Origin of the sequence: Plectonema cf. radiosum LEGE 06105 (genome assembly GCF_015207665.1) — a bacterium.
Taxonomy (GTDB): Bacteria; Cyanobacteriota; Cyanobacteriia; order Cyanobacteriales; family Nostocaceae; genus Rivularia; species Rivularia radiosa_A.
In genome coordinates, this window is sequence record NZ_JADEWL010000020.1 from 46,287 (window position 1) to 65,966 (window position 19,680).

The 19,680-nt window shown below is 37.4% G+C and carries 23 protein-coding genes; 22 read left to right on the plus strand and 1 reads right to left on the minus strand.

What is annotated here, in order from left to right:
* Positions 1 to 88: 88 nt before the first annotated feature.
* The 3 genes from IQ247_RS09190 to IQ247_RS09200 all read left to right on the plus strand — a co-directional run bounded on the left by IQ247_RS09190 (position 89) and on the right by IQ247_RS09200 (position 1,502).
* Entirely contained in the window at positions 89 to 400 is a 312-nt protein-coding gene (locus IQ247_RS09190) for a DUF8220 family protein (protein ID WP_193919174.1), read from the plus strand.
* A 212-nt stretch (positions 401 to 612) separates the two neighbouring features.
* Positions 613 to 1,167 (plus strand): plasmid pRiA4b ORF-3 family protein, encoded by a 555-nt coding sequence (locus IQ247_RS09195; RefSeq protein ID WP_193919176.1) that lies wholly within the window; start codon positions 613 to 615, stop codon positions 1,165 to 1,167.
* A 191-nt stretch (positions 1,168 to 1,358) separates the two neighbouring features.
* A complete protein-coding gene (locus tag IQ247_RS09200; protein ID WP_193919178.1) occupies positions 1,359 to 1,502 on the plus strand; it encodes a hypothetical protein in 144 nt (47 codons plus the stop codon).
* Between the two features lie 622 nt (positions 1,503 to 2,124).
* On the opposite strand, the gene IQ247_RS09205 is transcribed toward IQ247_RS09200, so the two are convergent.
* The gene (locus tag IQ247_RS09205) at positions 2,125 to 2,442 is read right to left on the minus strand and encodes an NADAR family protein (RefSeq protein WP_193919180.1); all 318 of its coding nucleotides are present in this window, start codon (positions 2,440 to 2,442) and stop codon (positions 2,125 to 2,127) included.
* Between the two features lie 341 nt (positions 2,443 to 2,783).
* Between IQ247_RS09205 and IQ247_RS09210 the strand changes: the two genes are divergently transcribed.
* The 19 genes from IQ247_RS09210 (at position 2,784) to IQ247_RS09300 (ending at position 19,675) form a co-directional block, all read left to right on the plus strand.
* The gene (locus IQ247_RS09210) at positions 2,784 to 3,185 is read left to right on the plus strand and encodes a hypothetical protein (RefSeq protein WP_193919182.1); all 402 of its coding nucleotides are present in this window, start codon (positions 2,784 to 2,786) and stop codon (positions 3,183 to 3,185) included.
* Positions 3,139 to 3,729 (plus strand): hypothetical protein, encoded by a 591-nt coding sequence (locus IQ247_RS09215; RefSeq protein ID WP_228059597.1) that lies wholly within the window; start codon positions 3,139 to 3,141, stop codon positions 3,727 to 3,729. Before IQ247_RS09210 ends, IQ247_RS09215 begins: the two co-directional genes overlap by 47 nt.
* A complete protein-coding gene (locus IQ247_RS09220) occupies positions 3,729 to 3,980 on the plus strand; it encodes a hypothetical protein (protein WP_193919184.1) in 252 nt (83 codons plus the stop codon). Before IQ247_RS09215 ends, IQ247_RS09220 begins: the two co-directional genes overlap by 1 nt.
* Positions 3,967 to 4,194 carry a hypothetical protein gene (locus tag IQ247_RS09225; RefSeq protein WP_193919186.1) on the plus strand — a complete coding sequence of 76 codons (228 nt, stop codon included), beginning with the start codon at positions 3,967 to 3,969 and terminating at the stop codon, positions 4,192 to 4,194. The genes IQ247_RS09220 and IQ247_RS09225 overlap by 14 nt, the downstream gene beginning before the upstream one ends.
* A 5-nt stretch (positions 4,195 to 4,199) precedes the next feature.
* Positions 4,200 to 5,024, plus strand: a complete 825-nt coding sequence (locus IQ247_RS09230; RefSeq protein WP_193919188.1) for a phage terminase large subunit family protein — start codon at positions 4,200 to 4,202, stop codon at positions 5,022 to 5,024.
* A complete protein-coding gene (locus tag IQ247_RS09235; RefSeq protein ID WP_193919190.1) occupies positions 5,025 to 5,507 on the plus strand; it encodes a hypothetical protein in 483 nt (160 codons plus the stop codon). It abuts the gene before it with no gap.
* Between the two features lie 11 nt (positions 5,508 to 5,518).
* Entirely contained in the window at positions 5,519 to 6,016 is a 498-nt protein-coding gene (locus IQ247_RS09240) for a hypothetical protein (protein WP_193919191.1), read from the plus strand.
* A 232-nt stretch (positions 6,017 to 6,248) separates the two neighbouring features.
* Positions 6,249 to 6,884: a M23 family metallopeptidase gene (locus tag IQ247_RS09245; RefSeq protein ID WP_193919193.1), complete on the plus strand. Its 636-nt coding sequence runs from the start codon at positions 6,249 to 6,251 to the stop codon at positions 6,882 to 6,884.
* A gap of 3 nt (positions 6,885 to 6,887) precedes the next feature.
* The gene (locus IQ247_RS09250) at positions 6,888 to 7,598 is read left to right on the plus strand and encodes a hypothetical protein (RefSeq protein WP_193919195.1); all 711 of its coding nucleotides are present in this window, start codon (positions 6,888 to 6,890) and stop codon (positions 7,596 to 7,598) included.
* A gap of 2 nt (positions 7,599 to 7,600) precedes the next feature.
* On the plus strand, positions 7,601 to 9,628 hold the full coding sequence (locus IQ247_RS09255) for a DNA translocase FtsK (protein WP_193919197.1): 2,028 nt from the start codon (positions 7,601 to 7,603) through the stop codon (positions 9,626 to 9,628).
* On the plus strand, positions 9,618 to 10,058 hold the full coding sequence (locus IQ247_RS09260; RefSeq protein WP_193919199.1) for a RusA family crossover junction endodeoxyribonuclease: 441 nt from the start codon (positions 9,618 to 9,620) through the stop codon (positions 10,056 to 10,058). The genes IQ247_RS09255 and IQ247_RS09260 overlap by 11 nt, the downstream gene beginning before the upstream one ends.
* Before the next feature lie 4 nt (positions 10,059 to 10,062).
* Complete coding sequence (locus IQ247_RS09265) at positions 10,063 to 10,224, plus strand: hypothetical protein (protein ID WP_193919201.1); 162 nt, start codon at positions 10,063 to 10,065, stop codon at positions 10,222 to 10,224.
* A 235-nt stretch (positions 10,225 to 10,459) separates the two neighbouring features.
* Positions 10,460 to 11,704, plus strand: coding sequence for a hypothetical protein (locus IQ247_RS09270; protein ID WP_193919203.1), 1,245 nt, complete (start codon positions 10,460 to 10,462; stop codon positions 11,702 to 11,704).
* Between the two features lie 153 nt (positions 11,705 to 11,857).
* Positions 11,858 to 12,277 carry a hypothetical protein gene (locus IQ247_RS09275; protein WP_193919205.1) on the plus strand — a complete coding sequence of 140 codons (420 nt, stop codon included), beginning with the start codon at positions 11,858 to 11,860 and terminating at the stop codon, positions 12,275 to 12,277.
* 356 nt (positions 12,278 to 12,633) lie between these two features.
* Positions 12,634 to 13,272: a DUF2971 domain-containing protein gene (locus tag IQ247_RS09280; RefSeq protein WP_193919207.1), complete on the plus strand. Its 639-nt coding sequence runs from the start codon at positions 12,634 to 12,636 to the stop codon at positions 13,270 to 13,272.
* Positions 13,273 to 13,549: 277 nt separating this feature from the next.
* Positions 13,550 to 14,203 carry a vWA domain-containing protein gene (locus IQ247_RS09285; RefSeq protein ID WP_228059598.1) on the plus strand — a complete coding sequence of 218 codons (654 nt, stop codon included), beginning with the start codon at positions 13,550 to 13,552 and terminating at the stop codon, positions 14,201 to 14,203.
* Positions 14,203 to 14,952: a PP2C family serine/threonine-protein phosphatase gene (locus IQ247_RS09290; protein WP_193919210.1), complete on the plus strand. Its 750-nt coding sequence runs from the start codon at positions 14,203 to 14,205 to the stop codon at positions 14,950 to 14,952. The genes IQ247_RS09285 and IQ247_RS09290 overlap by 1 nt, the downstream gene beginning before the upstream one ends.
* Positions 14,952 to 16,361 carry a protein kinase domain-containing protein gene (locus IQ247_RS09295; protein WP_193919212.1) on the plus strand — a complete coding sequence of 470 codons (1,410 nt, stop codon included), beginning with the start codon at positions 14,952 to 14,954 and terminating at the stop codon, positions 16,359 to 16,361. The genes IQ247_RS09290 and IQ247_RS09295 overlap by 1 nt, the downstream gene beginning before the upstream one ends.
* Positions 16,358 to 19,675, plus strand: a complete 3,318-nt coding sequence (locus tag IQ247_RS09300) for a DEAD/DEAH box helicase (protein WP_193919214.1) — start codon at positions 16,358 to 16,360, stop codon at positions 19,673 to 19,675. The genes IQ247_RS09295 and IQ247_RS09300 overlap by 4 nt, the downstream gene beginning before the upstream one ends.
* Positions 19,676 to 19,680: the final 5 nt, after the last annotated feature.

Here is a 19,680-nt window from a genome sequence, read left to right on the forward strand (position 1 = left end):
GGTAATTGATAGCTGAAACGTTTATAGACTCGGCTTCCTATTTCCTCACCACAACAAAAAATTTTCCCACCTATTTGATTGTAAATCTATGAAAAACATCCAAGTAATTGATGCAGCAGAAAATTGTGTTTACGATATTTTCGCTGCAACGGAAAAAGAATTTGTATTAATTTTCCCAGATGGGCAGGATATTGCCTTTATCGATGAAGTTTGCGATCGCGAAGATAAGGAAAGCTTGGATCAAGCTTTTAAAAACATTTGGTCGCGTCCTATTCCTAAAGCTGAAGCCCAAGGAATTCATGGGTTGCTTTTCTATCAGTTGGAAGCAAAGAAAGTCTACTATCCAACGCGAAAAGATGAGGAAGCAAGAAATCCGAATGGTTCGCGTTTGCGACGTTAACTGGGGATTAAGCGCTATTAGAAACGATTCAGCTAGAAGATAAAAGTATTCGGCTGTTGGGGATTTCGCTATCTAATCTTGATAACGTTAAAGAATCCCAAGTAATGCAGCTGCCATTGTTTGAATTATCGGATTGGAATAATTATTGTATTCACGAATAACTTGACACCTATTCTGTAAAATAAGTTTTAATCGCCTTAATATGCGTACCTATGTCAACTAAATCTGCTTCCACCCAAAAAATTTACCAACTCAAAATTACTCTTAAGCAGATCCGACCGCCGATTTGGAGAAGAGTTTTGGTTGACAGCGATATTAAACTATCTTTATTACATTCAATTGTTCAAATAGTAATGGGTTGGTACGACTGTCACCTTCACTCTTGGAATATTGGTGGTATCGATTACGGTGAACCTCACGAAGAATATGAATCCGACCTGCTCAATGAGAAAACGGTAAAACTTAATAAGGTAGTTCCTGGGGAGAAATTTAAGTTTTATTACACCTACGATTTTGGGGATTCTTGGGAACACGAAATTTTAGTAGAAAAGGTGCTACCTCCAACTGTTGATACACGCTACCCCGTATGTATAGCAGGAAAGCGTGCTTGTCCTCCTGAAGATTGTGGCGGTGCTTGGTGTTATTCGGAGTTATTGTCTATACTTAATGACCCAGAACATCCTGAGTATGAGGAGAAAATGGAATGGTTAGAAGAAGATTTTGACCCCGATAAATTTGATTTAAAGCAAATTAACTCAAAGCTTTAGTATACTTTGTGTTTTTAAAGGCGATCGCAAAAACATCTCCTCCCCACCAAGAGTAGTTTTTCTTCCCCAAAACATATATTATCGATTGGTGCGATAATTTTATCTTAAGAATTTCAACTTAGCATTTTTTATGCACGAGTATAAAAGGGAAGTGTTTCTATTTATACAAATGCCAGAACGTAAAGAAAATCGTGAATCGGGAACTACATGATGAAATCACTGGAAACGATTACATGGAATATCATGAAATGCTAGCTTTAGCAAAAAAAAGGTTCGAGCCAGTTAATGTTCAGTCCAGCAAAGGCGATAAAGAACGTTGGAAACAAGAAGACTAGTCCGTAAGTTATCGCGATCGCCTTGCTTTCAGGATTAGGTTTTCTGTTGGGAGGCACTTTAATCAACTAAATGGTAAAAGTGATCGCTCTCAAGTTTTACAGTTACCAAACTGAACGAACTATACAGCAAACTGTGATTGTCGGCACTTAGTTTCAAGGGAACACGCTAGGCGATCGCATTGGTACAAAGCTGAGAGCTAGAAAAATGAACCAGCGATTCAAGGAGTTGGGGTTATTTTTTTAGCATTCGCAGAATTTTTTGGAATACTGAATAGCATAATAAAATCATTATAATTAGAGGTATAAAACTAATTATAAATAATATTAAATCTAAAAATTCAAGACCAAAGTTAGTAGAAATATAATTGATTATTCGTTTAATTAATTTACGGTATTTTGAATTTGACACTACCCAAATCCGAAGAAGAAAAGCACAAGGTAGTTAAAGTTAGCTTGGAGCAAAATTAAGGTTTCTTGTACATGAGTGCTGTGTGATATTGTAATGTGTGAAGCCTGGTTGTTAAGTCAACTGGGCTTTTTTTATTAAGTAAAGACCATTAATAAGACAGTTAACTATTAGAAACAACAATTTCTCCCGTCATTCCTGCTTCTGCGTGTCCTTTTATAGAACAGTGTAGTTAGTTTTGATACAAAGTTTATCAGTAAGTTTGAGTTCGTGATACCAACCTTCATCCGCGAATTTAGCACATAAACAAACGTACATTACTGCCAATTTAATTTCTTCCCAATCTGAACGTAAATTTACGTTTCTTCCAGCTTTTTTCGCTGCTCCTGGCGAACCTATATTAGCAATATGCTTTCTTTCTTTAATATCAAGAGTCTTCGCCGCTTGAAATGCGTATTCTACTGTTGGGTAACTGAAATCGCTCATAAATATCGGTTTATGTGCAAAATTTGAAAACCAATTATCTTTACTCATAATTTAATCCTAAAATCGATCGCGCTAATAAGAATGTAATTCCAGCCCTTTTAATAATTTAAGAATATTTTTATTAACTTAACCTGCCGTCTCGATAATTTTTTCCTAAAACTGCAAATTACCAAAATCCAGAAAGTTTAACTACCTAATACAATTTATCTTGTAAAGCTTCTAAATCTATGTATATATAATATGTGTAAAGAACAGCGACTTTAGCTGAGCTTTAATTTATATCAAATCAAACTCAAGCGACAAGACTTGTGAAATAAAAATAAGTTCACAACTCTTGTCGCCAAGTTTTCAAGAGAGTTTATCTTGCCTAAAGTATTTTTTGAATTTCAATGAAATGTGAAGAAAACATTATTTATACGCAAAAGTCTCTATCCCAAAGATATGGGATTTCAATTGCGGCATTACAGTACTGGTACCCATATGCGGGAATAGTTAAGCCGAAAAAGCGTGGCGGCTACTTTGCTTTAGATGCAGTAGAAATTGCCGACCTTTTTTATGTAGCGACAAAGATAAGACGGCTGACTCACGAAGAGTATTTAGAAAAAGTAATTCCTGCTGGTGGATTAGATAAGTTTATGCGTCAAACAAACGGACTTAGCTTGTACGATTTTTTGACTAAGCATATTCCTGAAGAAGAAAAACAAAATCCAATTGTAAAAGTTGTAATTAGGAGGATAGAAAGAAATGAAACACATCAACGCAGTAGCTCAAATTTTGCAAACCACCCCTGAAATAGTAGGTAAAGTATGTCAAATATTAGAGTTAAAAATAAACAAAGATAATACTCTCAAACCTGATGTGGAAGAGCATCTAATTCAATTAAAACAAGTTGCTGCGGCTGAAAATATGTCGTTAGAAGAAGCTGCCAATCATTTGTTACAAATGCGTGACGAGCGTTCGGGTAAAGAGCATGAATTTGATGAAGATGAGTATATTGAACAAAGATTTGGTGTAAAACCCTCAGAAGCATCAACTAATAGTTTTGTTAAATTACTGCATTCAGATGTTGCTAGAGGAAAACAGTTAGCAGCATTGCGTCATAAAGTAGTTATCGAATCTTCTACCTTAATGTTGGAGGATTTGTTATTTAACGGAACTCAAGAAACATCGACAGAATTAGAAGAAAATCAAAACAAGATTTATTCCCGAATTGATAATGATTTTTTCGGCAAAGTCAATTGGGGGGAGGAGCCGCATCCATCGTTAGCGATACAACCCCAACAATTGAAATCTCGCCACAAGACAAAATCCTTGCCAGAGAAGTCATCACCTTGATGATGCCGATATGCACCGATTACATTGCTGAAGGCATACAACAATTCAGGATTGCAGCAATACAAGGTATAGGAATTGTATTTTTGGGTAATTTTTCCGGGATGGTAGCGGGATTCGTGTTATCTCCACAAGAAATAAATGTACCCAAAGTTATTGGTAGTTCTTTGTTTGGTGGCTTAGTTGGAATTGCGATCGCATTTACTTTAATACTCAAGAAAACCAGGGAGTTTACCAGTTATGAGAGCGATTAAAGATTTTTTAATTAATATCGGTGGTGGGATAGCGACTGGATGCGGTATCAGCGGATTTATAGGTCAAATGATGGGAGTCGGTGCAGCGCTTGCGATTAATCCTTTGCTATTACTAATGGGTGCAGTTGTTGGTGGAGCTTGGGTTTGTATACTGCGTTCAACCTTCGCCTCTTATTCAAGGGAACCTTTGTACTTAATCGTTGATAACTCTTAAGCGTTATGCAACTACTTCCTAAAAGAGATAAATTTAATTCGATCAATACGAACGGCATACCTAAAAAGCGCAGTCGAAAAATCGACATAGTGTTGTGGGTTTGTTGTGCAACGGTTGGATTGGGTTCAGTGTTGGCAGCCGCTGCAATTATCGTAGGTAGACGCGGTGAAGTACCATCCACTGTTTCTGCTGTTAACCATGCTAAAGAAATCGCAGATTCCCGACGGCGCGTTTACATCGAGAAGTTGACTCGTACCGACTTCAATCCCGACGAGTTACAAAACTCCAGTGTTAATGGGGAAGTAACGCTAACGGGTTGGCGGCAACTAGCTGCGGCGCAATGGTCTAGTGAGGTATTGCAAAATATAAACAACCAGCAAAGTGATGATAATTCTCCGTTTTTTAGACTTCATCACATGGCAGCATTGGCAATAATGAAGCAAGATACGATGGATGCTTTGATTGAAGTTGCTGCCGGAAATAATAGTTTTAACTATAGCTATACCAAAACTGATGGTACTAAAGTTGAGCAAAAGTTAAGTACAGGTGGTGCTGCGGTATTGCTAATAGGGAAGTTGGAGGCTATCGATTATGCCGAGAATTTGCAGAATCGTCCGATGGTTGACCTGAATCAAATAGTGACGCAAATCCAGACGGTACAAGAACCATATGCATTATCTCAAGCCAATTATTTGCGGATACAGGGGTACAAAGACCCCGTGCGTCAATTATCCGAAGTACCAATAATACGTCAAAGGATAGCTGAATCATTGCGTAAGAGGAAGCTGAAGCTAGAAAAGTTGAAGAAATCCAAACAAGGAGTTGATTAAGTGTATGTCAAATTTATTGGTGCGGGTATATGTTTCGTACTTTCGCTATTTAACGTATTGGGTGCCATGCAGCGGGTTCCGATAAAGACGAGTGTTGGCGATTCATCCCGTCCTGCTGTGGCTCAGATGAAATCCCCAGGAGCTAACTTAAATTGGTTATCGGGTGGAGTATTTTTTGCAGCAAGCATCGGGTTAATTGGTTGGGCAATTTGGGAATATAACTCCAATATTGACCTTGGTATTGATTCAACTGACGCTCCGATTACACCCCTTATCCCATCTATACCCGAAATCGACAGTCAGAAATTAAACGGTGATGTTGCAATCGGCGGGATGGAACCAATTCAATCCCAGCAATATGAAGGTGTTAAGCCCGAATTTCAAAACTTAGTTCCATTTCGTCGTCCTACTGCCGACGGTAGCGTACCGATAACCCCCGAACAATTCAAGAATGCTTTAGAAGACGATGTTTGGTCTGATTAAAGAGGTAAATTATGGCAAACAATAGACGTAGAGATTTTGGTGTTGACTATTCTCAAGCCGGTCAATTAGCCACACAACAACAATTAGCGCAAATGTTGCAGTCGGCTCAACAACAGCAATATCCGACTCAACAACCAACTACTATTAACGTCGAGCCGACTTCAATACACCGCGAACAAGGTGTTACCGTACATCACGTAAATTCTCCGAATAAACCGACTGGTAATCGAGTACCGGAGATTTATGTCCCTGTAACAGATTATTGGAAGGCACATAGATTCCATCCCCATAACAATCTACGTTACTTTTGGTATATCTTTTACTGGCTCAAGGACGTGATTGCTTCCCCCGTAGGTATTGCCATCGTAATGCTGTGGTTGGGGATTGGTGGAATTAACTTTATGCTCAATGGTAATTATTCGGGTCCTGGTTACGTGCAAAATAAAGAAATTAAACTAACGCCAGATAGCTTACCTAATTTAACTCCTGTTGTTGATTTGGTGGATTAAGTGTTTGTTCGCATTACATTCTGGCTGGTACTACTCCTATTCTTTGCGGATTTAGCCGAGCCCGGATATCTAAAGTTTTGGCAGCCTAACTCAATTGAACTATCTCTATCCGATGTTAGGTTGTCGAGACTAAAAAAAAATACACCAATAACATCCTCTCCTCAACCTTCTACTTGTCCCTCTCCTGACAATGATTTAGAAGCGGTTCTTCAAGCTAGATTTGGCTGCCACAATGCGACTTCTGATTGATTTTAGTACTACCGAAACGAATAAAACAGATGCATCAATAGTAAAACCAATTTCTCCTAATTGGAAATATGGTTTTTCTACTTTGATTTTATGCATGGTGATAGCGAAGCGCTGCTGCAAGCAGATCGCACTTCCCCAATTTTCTGGATGGGTTGAGTCCCAACTCCCGATTCGATTAATCCAACGACTCGCAAAAACTACGAACAACGTGAGCGAATCAGAAAGTACAGCTTTTCCTACAATAAAAGGTTCACCTATAACCAGTGGTTTTGGCTGGAGAATTCATCCCCTTACTGGAGAACGTAAATTTCATTCCGGTATTGATTTTAGTGCTTCTAAAGGTACTCCAATCTATGCTTCTGAAGCAGGCTTAGTTGAGTTTGCTGGCTCCAAAGGCGGTTATGGAAAAGCTGTTATCATCAATCACGGTGCGGGAAAGTCAACTCTTTACGGTCATGCGAAGGCGCTTTCTGTAAGAAAAGGGGAACGAGTTTTAGCAGGACAAATGATTGGGGAGGTCGGAAGTACGGGATTTTCTACCGGACCGCATTTACATTTTGAGGTGAGGCTAAATAATAAGCCAGTAAACCCGCGTCCCTATTTACAACGTGGTAGATAAAAAATGATTCGTCCCTATCACCTCACAATCTTATCTTTACTAATCCTATCCTCCCCTTTACTTGGATTATCAATCAATCAAAGTTTCAGCTACATAGATAGGAATAATGCTGAAAAACTGTTTAGTAATATTGAGAGTCCAGGCAATGTTGCTATTTGCCGCGCTGAGGGGAACTGCGAAAAAAATGGTCAATTTACCTCATTATATTATGGTCATATTGACCCATCAAAAATAGGAGGTAAGCGAGTATTAAATCAAGGCTTTTGTAGCGACTACGGTAAAAGTAAAGCGGGTGATATTGATGGTGCAAATCGCGGCTGTTTGCATCGAATAAAATCTCGTTTACCGCGATTAAATAAATTATTTCAACAGCATAATCTTGATGTAAATAAACATACTGCTGCCTATATTAATGCCGTAGATTTATGGAATCAAGCAGCACCTAGAGTTAGCGATAATTTTCCTCAAATTTATGCAAATAATATATCCTTTGGATTATCTATTGATGATGCTATTCGTCGCTCCCGAATTGATGCATTCAATTTAAGTGCGTCCGGCTTGTTCAACATTTGTAGTAGAGAACCATATTACATATCAAGGCTTGCTGCTTATCCTCGAAATTCAACGCAATGGAAGCGTGGATGCATTGATATTGACCAAAACCGCAGACGATTGGCAATCAATGAAGTACTAATTAATCGCGGAGTAATTTAGTCATGGAACTAGATAATTATATATATAAAGCTATAGTTCATGCTCATGACAGTGGCATGAGTAAAGATGAAATATTAGAAACAACTATTGCTAATTTGCCCGATAGTTTACACGACAATGCGATTGCTATTATTGATAATTTAGATTTCAATAACGAGCAGAATGAGCGTGATTTTAACAATTTATCAGAATTATTTAACTATATATTTTATTTAGTAAACCAAAATAAGAACGACGAAGCAATACTAAATCAATTATCAAATAGCTGCAACTTGGAGCAATTTGAGTTTGCTAAGTATGCACTGCGTTATATAAATATCAATCGCATTCCTTCCGCATGGGAATTAGATAACGTACATAGCGAACTAGTTAAACTTGATATTGATGAATTAATTAAAAAGTGCGAGACTATTAAAAACTTTGCATATAAAGAAGTTGCATATCGGATAATACTGCAACATCTTTACAGGGCATTTTGTGACAATAAACCGATTAAGTGGTTCATTGATATTGCCCGCTCAACTACTGATGAAACGATAATCAAGTATTGCGATCGCGCAGCGGTAATGATATCCAAGGCTCAAGGTGTGGAGCCAATTGAGGCATTGGAATCTGCTAAAACAGATATCGAACAACCGAACATAACAACTTCCGAATCAGGAAAGCTGATTGTAGATACCTTAGCCGAATTTAAGATAGCAGCAGAATATATTGATGCACAATGCGGTCCCACCTTTAACCGCATCAAAATAAAATTGGGTAAAGGGGTGTCATTTAAGAAAATTCAAGATTTTGGTAACGACTTTGTGCAGCAACTTGGAGACACTTTGAATATGGACACCCCACCAATGGTGTCTGTTGTTCCTGGAGGTGCTGCTATTGATGTCCCCCGTAGGTATAGAGAAATTGTTTATTTCAAAGATTACGCTGATTTCTCTTCACCAATAGATATACACAATATTGTCATCCCCGGTGGTGTTGGTGTTGATGGGAAATATGTTGATATCCCGCTCTCTGACGAAAACGTTACTCATATTCTTGGTGGTGGAAGAACTCGTGGGGGTAAATCACAATTTGAGAAAGCAGCGATACTTTACCTAGCACGTCGTTACCCCCCGTCGGTAGTTCAACTGGCTTTGTCAGATGTTAAGCGAGTTACTTTTAGCAAATTTTCTAAGTTACCTCACCTAATTGCACCCGTAGCTAAAGATGCTGAATCTAGCGCCAAATTATTTAGTTTGCTGGTGGAGCATATGGAAGCCCGATATCGGGAGTTTGAGAAGGTAGGTGTAGAGACGATAGCCGAATTCAATCGCAAGCATTACCCAGATTTAATTATGACTCGGATAGCGACATGGGCAGACGAATGTTTTGACTTGCTAACTGACAAAGTTCATTGCGACTTTATTGAATTGGACATGATGAAACTTTTAGCTAAAGCTGGGGGTGCGGGTATTCACATAATGCTTTACACCCAACGTCCAGACAAAAACGTTATTAATCCTTTAATTCGGAGTAATTTCCCTGCCAAAACCGCATTTGCGACTACTCGCCCAGAAGATAGCTGCATTATCTTAGGCGACGATAATACCTTAGCTGCTAACTTGTTGGGCTATGGAGACTTTTTATATAAAACTTCTACTAAAATTGTACGACTTCAAGCTCTTTATGTCGGCGATGCGGAGGAACCGGAATATTTTGAAAAGCTCTTAGAAGAAGCAATAAATCAGGAAGATATTTATAATGCTTGGCAACCAAAAGATATTGAAGAGTTTTCTCATTCTGAAAATATAAACTCCAGTCACAAAGATGATAAAGCAAAATTTGATCATAGTTTTGGCTTTGAGATAAAGCTTGATGATGAATCCAAAAACTCGATATTAAATTTATGTAGAAGGAATTATCGTGTTGATGAGATAGTTAAAGCAATATTTAATATTTCTCGATATGACGGTAAATCGTACAAAAAATATCGAACTGTTGTAGAAAATTTTTTAAGTAGTCAAGGGTGTGAAGAAGATGATATATGAACTTAAAATGCCCTTACCACCAACTATGAATGAAATTATCAATACTGCCCGTAGTGGTTGGCAACCAAGTAATAAATTAAAAAAGCAGTGGACAAATAAAATCGCTAACTTTGTTAAGAACTGTGGATTTACCTTAAATGATAAAATTTGGATTGAATTTCATTGGTATTTACGTAACTTTGGTAGAGATGCTGATAATACGGCGGCAGCTGCAAAATTCATTATGGATGGTTTAGTTAGTGCTAAAGCAATTCGTAATGATAATTTGACAGTAATTCAATCGCCGGTAGTTCATTATTATCATCGTTGTTCTGGTAATGATATTGTAATAATACGACTATCCCCTACTCCTGAATTTTTGTTAGATAATTTTTTACTATCTAATAATTTTCCATCCACAAAGCTTGAGCAATATTTATTGAATTCATAGTTTTATGAAAGAAGAAATAAACAAGAATAAAGAAGCCCTGTGTTGTGCCTTAGAAGCGTTGAATTATTATGCTGATACCTCCAATTGGGGAACAGTTTCTACCTATGGTCATAAAAAAGCTAATAGATGGATTGGGGAAGGAGAAGGAATTGAAGACGGCATCTGATGCATTACGTAAAATTGATTTAATTTTAAGCGAGGCACCCGGCAGTTCTGGTGAGTAAAAGCAAGTTCGATTCTTGCTATTGCCATTGGGAGCTTTTAAGGATACCGAACTCGAATTAATTGCTATTAAAAATACCGCACTTTTAGTAGATAGTAGGTTTGACTAAAAAGCTTTCATATCCTGCGTTGTGCGGGGCTAATAAATATTAGTTGAAACACAATGTATGGAGGTTCATATGTTACGAAGAAGATTATCAACTTTTTTGGATGAAGCTAGCTGTTTTCTTGGCGCATCTTGTCTGATTGCTGTATTTACCGGCTGTATTACCGCAGTTGTTGCTGTAGGAGGATACTCACTACAAAAGTGCGGTATTGTTCGACAAGGAAATACTTGGAATCATGTGTGGCGTTTCGCTTTAATCTCATCTACGGTTGGTGTAGGAGGTATTAGCTCCGCTTTCGCATTAGCATCAGTTTCAAAAAAGTTGCATGAGGAATTGAGCGAGGAAGAAGTATCAAGTAATCAACTGTTATCATTTACAAGCCTTAAACTAGCAAGTGAACCTGAAGAAAAGGTGGAAAAGCCTTGCGTTTACACCTATTATTTTGTGGAAATCAAAGGGAATCCATCAATTAACAGGTTGATGGTTGCTCCTCGTATGCAATCAAATTCAATCAACCTATGCAATTGCGTACTTACTGAGAATGAAGAAGATTTGGCGTTAATCCACGAAAATCAAAGTGAAATTAACCCAGGTTTGGTAGGGAAAACCTTTTCGTCATATCAACCATTAACAGAAGAAGCATTACGCGAACACTTGGACATTCATCGTTCGTATATTCATGCGCGTCAAGGAGGAGATTTTAATCCCTCCAATTTGCAATCTTGCAAAGGATGTCAAAATTTACACGGTGAAGATAAAATCGTTTGCGGCATCTATCCTTATGGATGGGATGGAGTCGATTGTCCTTATAAAAACTGGGATAAAAGGAAAGCGCTTCGTCCTTATGAAGATGATGCAGTTATTGCATCATTAGCTCAAGAATTAAATGGTTGGAAAATTTTTAAGTATGACGATTTTCTTAGTTTATTCCATCCTCAAACCTATGGTCAATTTAGCTTTGATTTTGATGGCAAGCTTCTTCCTTATTCCAATAAGCTAGCTGGGCTTGAAAAGGGAAATATTGTTGATTATGTTTACTTCTTGCGTCGAGAGCGACAATTTCAGCATGATTATTCACACGCTGATTTTATCGAAAAAGCAAGTCTTTTTCTAATAGGAGCAGATGCAACAATTAGTGTGGATGATTTTAAGATATTTGTAAAAGAGAAAGACTCAAATGTTGTCCATACTTTTTTACATAATGGCGAACCATTTTTTGCTAATAACTCTGCTTGTCCTCCAAAGCTTAAAGACAATTACAATTTATCTACGTTGATTGACTTTTTGTATAACGACGTAGGTGAATTGGATTCTTAGCTTAAATTTTCTTTTTAAAACTTTTGAAACCTCCACCTCTAATTTCTAGTTATTAGTGGCGGTACCGAACTACTTAGTACGGGGGATTTTCCCCCACTACTGGGTAGTAATCGATAACCGCTACTCAATTGTTATTAATTAGAGGAAATCGCAATGTTCACAACTCAATTTATCACAACTCCAGAAATTGTTTGTACTATCAACGATTTATTGTTTCCCATCTTCTTGTTTTGTTTTATATTTGGGCTTTTATGCTATCTAACTTACGATTATGAGCAGCATGAAATATCGGAGGAAATTGATAGCAAGTCCGATTGTGTTGAAGTAACTAAAATGCAGTCTGAGTCGGAAATAATTCCAGCAATAAAAGAAGAAGCAATGACAATTGTTGAGAAGGATAAGCAAGCTAAGTTGTTAATTGGTTTGGGTATCCGAAACCTACGCTTGTTTTGTAAGCAACGGCAAATTCAAGGTTATTCCACTGTTTATAAGCGAGGAAAGATAAAAGGTTTAGCCAACTTTTTACTTAGTCAAGGATACTTTTACTCGGATATTGTAATTGCATTGAAATAAACGATTTTTAAATTAGCCTCGTAAGACGAAGGATAATTTTGATAATACTATTTTTATAACTTTACTTAGAAGTTATTAATCAAATTTTGGTGAGGAATCTTAAATAATTTAACTTATTAAATAACTAAAAATTTAGTTTTAAGGAAGCAAAATGTGTTTTTATGAAGTATTAGCTTGGAAGGTGTACGACAAAATATACTCCTTAAAAAAAAACAATATACTTCTATATGACTTAACTAAAATACGAAATCTTAAGAAGTGTTCGTTTAGCTTAATTTATGGGAATACTAAGTTGGTTGGATTAGCAAAGATTCAAAATCTAAATACATCTTACACAAAGCTATATTAAAGATATTATGCCCTATACAATAGAAAATTGGAAACAGAGAATTGCTTCACGCTCGGATTTAACAGGACATCTTATACATTTAACTAGACCTAAAAATATAAATGGTAAAGAATTTAGTTCGATTGAAGTCTTAATGAAAATTATTCAAGAACAATGCTTGATTGGTAGTTCCACTAAATCGGGTCTTATCTGTGGATCAAGGAAAGCAGTTTGTTTCCAAGATACACCCCTTTATCAGCTATCACAAAATATTTATTCAGAACAAGAATATCGTAGTAAAAATCCTCAAGCGAAGGTGCGTTATGTGGGTGCAGGATTAATGTTTCCAAAGCCATATATTTATCGTCAGGGTGGAAGACCAGTAATTTATGACAATACTGAAGATGCAAAAAACTATTTACCGAGTCATGAATTATGGCGAGTTGTGAGATTGGAACTAAGTGATGATACTAATATAATTGATTGGACTCATGAGCGTGAGTGGCGCATTCCTGATGATTTCAAGTTTGAAATCAATCAAACGATAGTAATTTTACCTAATACAAATGCTTACAAAAATTTTATTACCCTTTGTAGGTCTATTAATCATATAAATATTCTAAATGAAATTCGAGGAATAGTTACTCTAAATGCTGTTTTCTTTTAATCTATAGATGTTTTTCCTATAATTAAATTCTTATCTAATTTGTAAAAGTTTCAAAAATATCTCGGTGATAATCCGGTGGTTATAGATTTTCAGAAAGTGTTAATTTAAACTTATCCTTTCTATGCTTGTCTGACGAAAACATAAAAAGGCTTCAAATATACTTACATCATTTATTGGTAATAGCGTCGATAAAAGATGTTTGAATTTATAAAAATAAAAAAATATAATTCTTGAAATGAACAGGTTCAAGCAATTTACTGTTTCTGCTGCTAAAAAAATGCCTGTCATAATCCTTGCAGATGTTAGCGGGAGTATGAGCGTTGATGGCAAGATAGAAACACTTAACAGAGCGATCGCCGAAATGATTTCTTCTTTCCAAGAGGAGGAATATGCTGGTGCCGAAATCCATATTGCGGTTGTGACTTTTGGTCAAGGTGGAGCTAAAATCCATCTGCCTTTGCAAGTTGCGTCTGGGGTTGAATGGACTGATATGGAAGCGATTGGTTCTACACCGATGGGAGAGGCTTTTGAGGTAGTTCAGGGTATTGTAGAAGATAAAAATCAAATAGCTAGTCGAGATTATCATCCTACTATTGTTTTAGTTTCTGATGGTCAACCTACTAATCGAACAGGTCATTTGACAGATGAATGGAAACAACCGCTACAAGAGTTACTCAACTCCTCAAGAGCTTCTAAAGCATTGCGCTTGTCGATGGCTATTGGTGCGGATGCTGACTATGAGGTGCTAAAGGAATTCTTGCAAAATCAACAGCAGCAAGATATACCAGTATTTCGCGCTGATGAAGCACATCAAATTCGCCAGTTCTTCCGTTGGGTAACATTAAGCGTGACAAGTCGTTCTAGAAGCGTGAGTCCCAATACTGTATCTATTAAAGACTTTGGTAATGTTGAAGACCTAGAAATGTTCTGATGGCACAGAAATTATTAACTCAGGTGCAATGCTTTGGTGCTTCTGTAAAAGGACCGCTTCACAAACGTGAAGGTCGTCCAAATGAAGATGCTTGGGAATTTATGCGTGGTAGTTTTGGTACCGCTATTGTAGTCAGTGATGGCATGGGTTCTAAGCCAAATGCTCGCACTGGAGCGCGTATGGCTTGTCGCGCGGTAAAAGAAGCACTGCAATACTGGGCAAAAATTGAAGGTGCGTCGCCAGTAATGCTCTTACGGTTAGTACATATACTGTGGGGAATGCGGGTATTACCTATTAGTGAGGAAGATAGTGCTGCCACTTGCGTATTTGCTGTGGTTGTTCCCTCTGGGGAACTACTTGTAGCAAAATTAGGGGATGGAATCGCCGCAATAAGGGAAAGCGATGGCAAAGTTGTTCTAATTGGTGATGAGCGTACCGGGTTTTGCAATCAAACTACAGCTTTGGGTATAGCAAAGTCAACCAAAGAATGGTCTGTAATTACTAGACCAAGTTTAGCTCCTGGGGCTGCTGTTTTATTAGCTACTGATGGGATAGCAGACGATTTGATAGAGGAGCAGGTAGGAGGTTTTATCAAATTTCTTGTAGAAGAATTCGCTTATATGGAACCCGCAACCAGGTGGAGAGCTTTATGCCACGAGTTGCGAAATTGGTCTACACCTAAACACATGGATGATAAGACTTTGGCGGTTCTTTGGCATCAAAAAGATGATTTAGGAGGTGCAGCTTAATGATAGAACAAAAGAAAAGAGTAGTAGACGAAGTTGGTCAGGTATATCAACTGGGTAAAGAATTAGGTCGCGGAGGACAAGGTGCTGTTTTTGCGGTTGAGAATGGTAATCTTGCAGTAAAAATTATTTTTGACCGTTCTGCTGCACGTCGTAATCATTTTAAAAAGCAACTAACATCGGTAAAGATGTTATGTGACATAGAAAAACTTTTCGTCGCACGTCCACGAGAGATGTTAGAAGCTCCATATGTTGGTTATGTGATGGAACTTTTAACTGATATGGTTCCTATTAGTAAATTAATTAATATTCCTAAAAATACAAATTGCTTAATTGAATGGTATTTAGAAGGTGGGGGACTTCGCCGTCGTTTATTATTACTAGCGCGTTGTGCAGAAAGTTTAGCTCAGTTACACGGTAAAGGACTTGTATATAGCGACCCTTCACCGAATAATATCTTTATTTCTAATGATGTTAGTAATAATGATATTATCCGCTTCATCGATGCTGATAATCTTCAATATTCAAGTTCTTCATCTTCCATAAATGTTTATACTCCCGAATTTGGCGCACCGGAATTAGTTACGGAAAAGTCGGGTGTTAATACTCTTACTGATGCTCATGCTTTTGCTGTTATAGCATTCAAAACTTTATCTTTAGTTCACCCGTTGATGGGAGATATGGTTAATGATGGAGAACCCGAATTAGAAACACAAGCCTTGGAAGGAAAATTACCTTGGATTGATGACCCTGAAGATAATCAAAACTCCACAAATCAGGGATTTCCAAGAGATATTGTACTTTCTCCATATCTAATAGAATTATCAAAAAAATGTTTTGGAGTTGGTCTTAATCAACCTTCCAAAAGACCAGGTGTTGGACAATGGGCTGAAAGACTATATTCAGCAGCAGATTGTACTATTTGCTGTCCGGAATGTAATAGTACATATTATATAAAGAAAAAAAAATACAATACTACATCTTACATAAATCAAACAAATTGTCCTTGGTGTGATTATCCCAGACCTGCTTTTGTTCAAGTTGCAATTCAACGTTGGGAAATGCTTGAAGGACGTTTTAAAGAACAAAAACCTTTACAAATTCTTGCTTTAAATTCTTATGAACCTTTAATTCTAACTAATAGAATTATTAGCGGTAGAACGGGTATAGATAGTCATAATCCTAATATTGAACTTGTTTTAGAAGGAGAAATTATTAAAGTACGCAGTGTTAACGGTCAATGTTTCTGGTTGACATCTGAAGGAACTCAAATAGAGAAAGAAGTACGGGATAAATGGGTTCGCTTTCCTGCAAGAACTGGGAAAGATGGCTCCTGGCTCTTACATTTTAACCATCTTGATTGCTCCCATCGTCTGGCTAGTTTTCAGCTCTTTCGGGGAGAAAATGTATGAGAGTCAGTGATGTTCAAAGCGGACTGGTTTATACCGTAGAAGTTGAACAAAGAGAACGTACTACTTTTACGGGAACTGATATATTAGCTGTTAATAACGAAGTTTTCTTATATCAACCAGAAAATACTGGTGAAATTCTCCTACGTCACTCTAAAGAAGATGTTTGGGAAATTAGGGGAACCGATCAAAAGAATAAAAATATTTTACAAGGAATTATAGAGCGAAATTTACCGCGTTTATGTTGGGTAGCTTCAATACTTCCCAAGAAATCACCAACAACTTTGATGATACAGATACATGAATTTCCTCAAAAGTTTTTATTACCTGATGATTTACAAATTGGTATCGATGAAAAAATTATTGAAGATATTCGCGACAGACATCTGAAGAAGAAAGAACCAGTTGAGAAAATTATCGGATGGCTGACAGGACAATTTTTGCTTCCAGAATTAAAAGAGAATGGGGGTAAGCGTGCGCTACTTCAGGCAGGTAAAATAATTCATAGCGGTTTAGAAAATACATTTCGTTTGTATGGAACGGGAAGAACTATTAATATCCGTCGCAATTCCAATGATAAGCTAATTATTGACAGCATACAAAGGGCAAGACAACCAAAAGATTATAACGAGCAGCGACCGATTGTATTGGTAGAAGCAAAGTTTTCTTTTTGTGATATTTCAGTAGCAGGTACTATCCGAAAAGATGCTCGTAACGAGTTAGATTCCATTGTTGAAAAATCTGAAAGTTATTTAGCACTTTGGAAAGATTATAATCAACTAGAGATTGATAGTATTGTTGATAAAGCCCAACAGTTTCAATGGGTAAGCTATAACAATTATGAGTTCTTACCAAGTGGTAATTACAGATTTCACTTACTATCCGAAAAACATTTAGAACAAAGCCTGAGAATGCTTGTAGAAGCAACAAATATTTCTATAGAAGCTAGCGAGTCTCAACCAAATTTTAGTATAGATAAAGAAAGTAAAATTCAAACAAAATCTTTTGTTGGACAGATAGAAAATGTAAGTTTATCTCGTACTACTATTGATAGTATCCCTGCAAATCTAGATGATGATTTATCTCTTCCCATAAAAGGTTTTTTGTTTATTTCACTCCAAGGAGATGTGACTCGTCTAACACGTCGTAATAAAGCAGAACAACTTATCAGAACTGCTCAATGTCCGATGCCACAGTTAGGGTTAATTTTAGAAAATCAGCGCGTTCCAACACGTCGTACTCGTCAACATAAACCGCTTTCTCCCGATACCAAAAAAGTTTTTAATGGTTCTCCAACTTCTCGACAGCAAGAAGCTTTGCAAGTAGCTCTGAATACTCCCGATATCGCTTTAATTCAAGGACCACCGGGTACAGGAAAAACCAAAGTAATCAGTGCTTTACAAGTAAGATTAGCGGAGATTAACGAAGATTCAGGTAACAGTGTATCTCATCGGTTACTGTTAACAAGTTACCAGCATGATGCAGTAGAAAATGCCGCTGAAAGGTCTGTTGTGTTTGGACTTCCAGCAGTGAGGATAGGAGGGAAAACACAATGTAATGAAACTGCGGATAATGTAGATCGGTGGCGGCGATCGCGCATCGAATCTTTGGAAGCAGAGTTAGCCGCATTCCCGGAATTACCGGAAAGTGCTAATTTACGAGAAGTACAGAATCGGGTTTCAAGTTACATCTTAACTCCCGGCACCAGAGAACAAACGGCGACTTTAATCAAAGAGATATTTGAACTTACCAAAGGAAAAATAAAAGGTGAGTTGAGCGATAAATTATTGGAATACAAAAGCAGACTTTCTAAAGGATATGACCTGCAAAATACGGAGAATTCAGAAGAACGAGATTTAGCATTAAAAGCAGTAAAATCTCTGAGAATCCAGCCAGTAGCATTTTCTGATGATGGTTCTTTACAAGCAATGAAAGCACTTCGCCGTTTGGAGCCGTTGCAAATTTTAGATGCTTCCCAAAAGCAACTTTTACAAGATGCTGCGGACTGGTTGGAAGAAGAAATGCCGCCGTTTTTGGATAAATTAGCATCGTTGCGGGAAAAATTATTAGAAAAATTAATTCCTCAAAAAGTTCCCGTTACTACTCCTATTGCTGACCCAGAAATTGAGCATTTACTTAATCAAGTCAGAGAAGAAATGTATCAAAGAGTTCGCCAATCAAAAGCAGGTGTAGAAGCAGTTTTATCTGAGTATTTGGAAGACTTAAAAACTGACCCTGAAGGTGTTAGAGAAATGCTGCGTGATTACACGGTAGTTCTGGCAGCTACTTGTCAGCAGTCATCAGGTAAACAAATGCAGTCGGTAATGGGTAGCCATGAAGCTGTATTCGAGACAGTAATAGTAGATGAAGCAGCAAGAGCTAACCCGCTTGATTTATTTATTCCCATGTCTAAAGCCGAACGGAGAATTATCCTTGTTGGCGACCACCGTCAACTTCCTCATATTTTAGAAGAAGATATAGAACGTCAATTGGGACAATCTACAGAAGTCACCAAAAATGCATTAAGAAAAAGTCTTTTTGAACGGTTATTCCTTCAGATGAAAGAGTTAGAAAAGCATGATGGTATCAAGAGAACAGTTACTTTAGATGCTCAATATCGAATGCATCCTATTTTAGGAGATTTTGTTAGTAGAACATTTTACGAATATCACGGAGAACCACCTATCCGTGCGGGTAGAGTTGAAGAAGAATTTGTTCATAATTTACCAGGTTATGAAAATATTGTTGCAGCTTGGCTAAATGTTCCATTAAACGCTGGTAAAGAAATTCAAGGAAGAAGTAAATCTCGTCCCGTAGAAGCGAAACGAATTGCTCAAGAGTTGAAACAGTTAATTGACCATGATACGCGGTTAACGTTCGGTATTATCGCCTTTTATTCGGCACAAGTTACAGAAGTTTGGAAAGCACTTTGTAATGTAGGAATAGCAGAATTAACAGATGAGGGAAATTATCAAATTGCTGCTGCTTATCGAGAAACCAGAAATCACGAAGGTAAAATTGTGGAAAGGTTGAGAGTGGGAACAGTAGATGCTTTTCAAGGAAAGGAATTTGATGTGGTTTTTCTCTCAATTACTCGCAGCAATGATATCAACCCAGTCAGCGAAGAATTATATCCCAAAAAATACGGCTTTTTAATGCTAGAAAACCGTCTCTGTGTCGCAATGAGCCGTCAACAACGTCTTTTAATTACTGTCGGAGATTTAGAAATGGTAAAAGCAGAAAATGCCCCGTTAGCTGTTAGAGAATTAGTCGATTTTTATAAGCTCTGTCAACAATCATACGGTCAAATAATTTGACATTT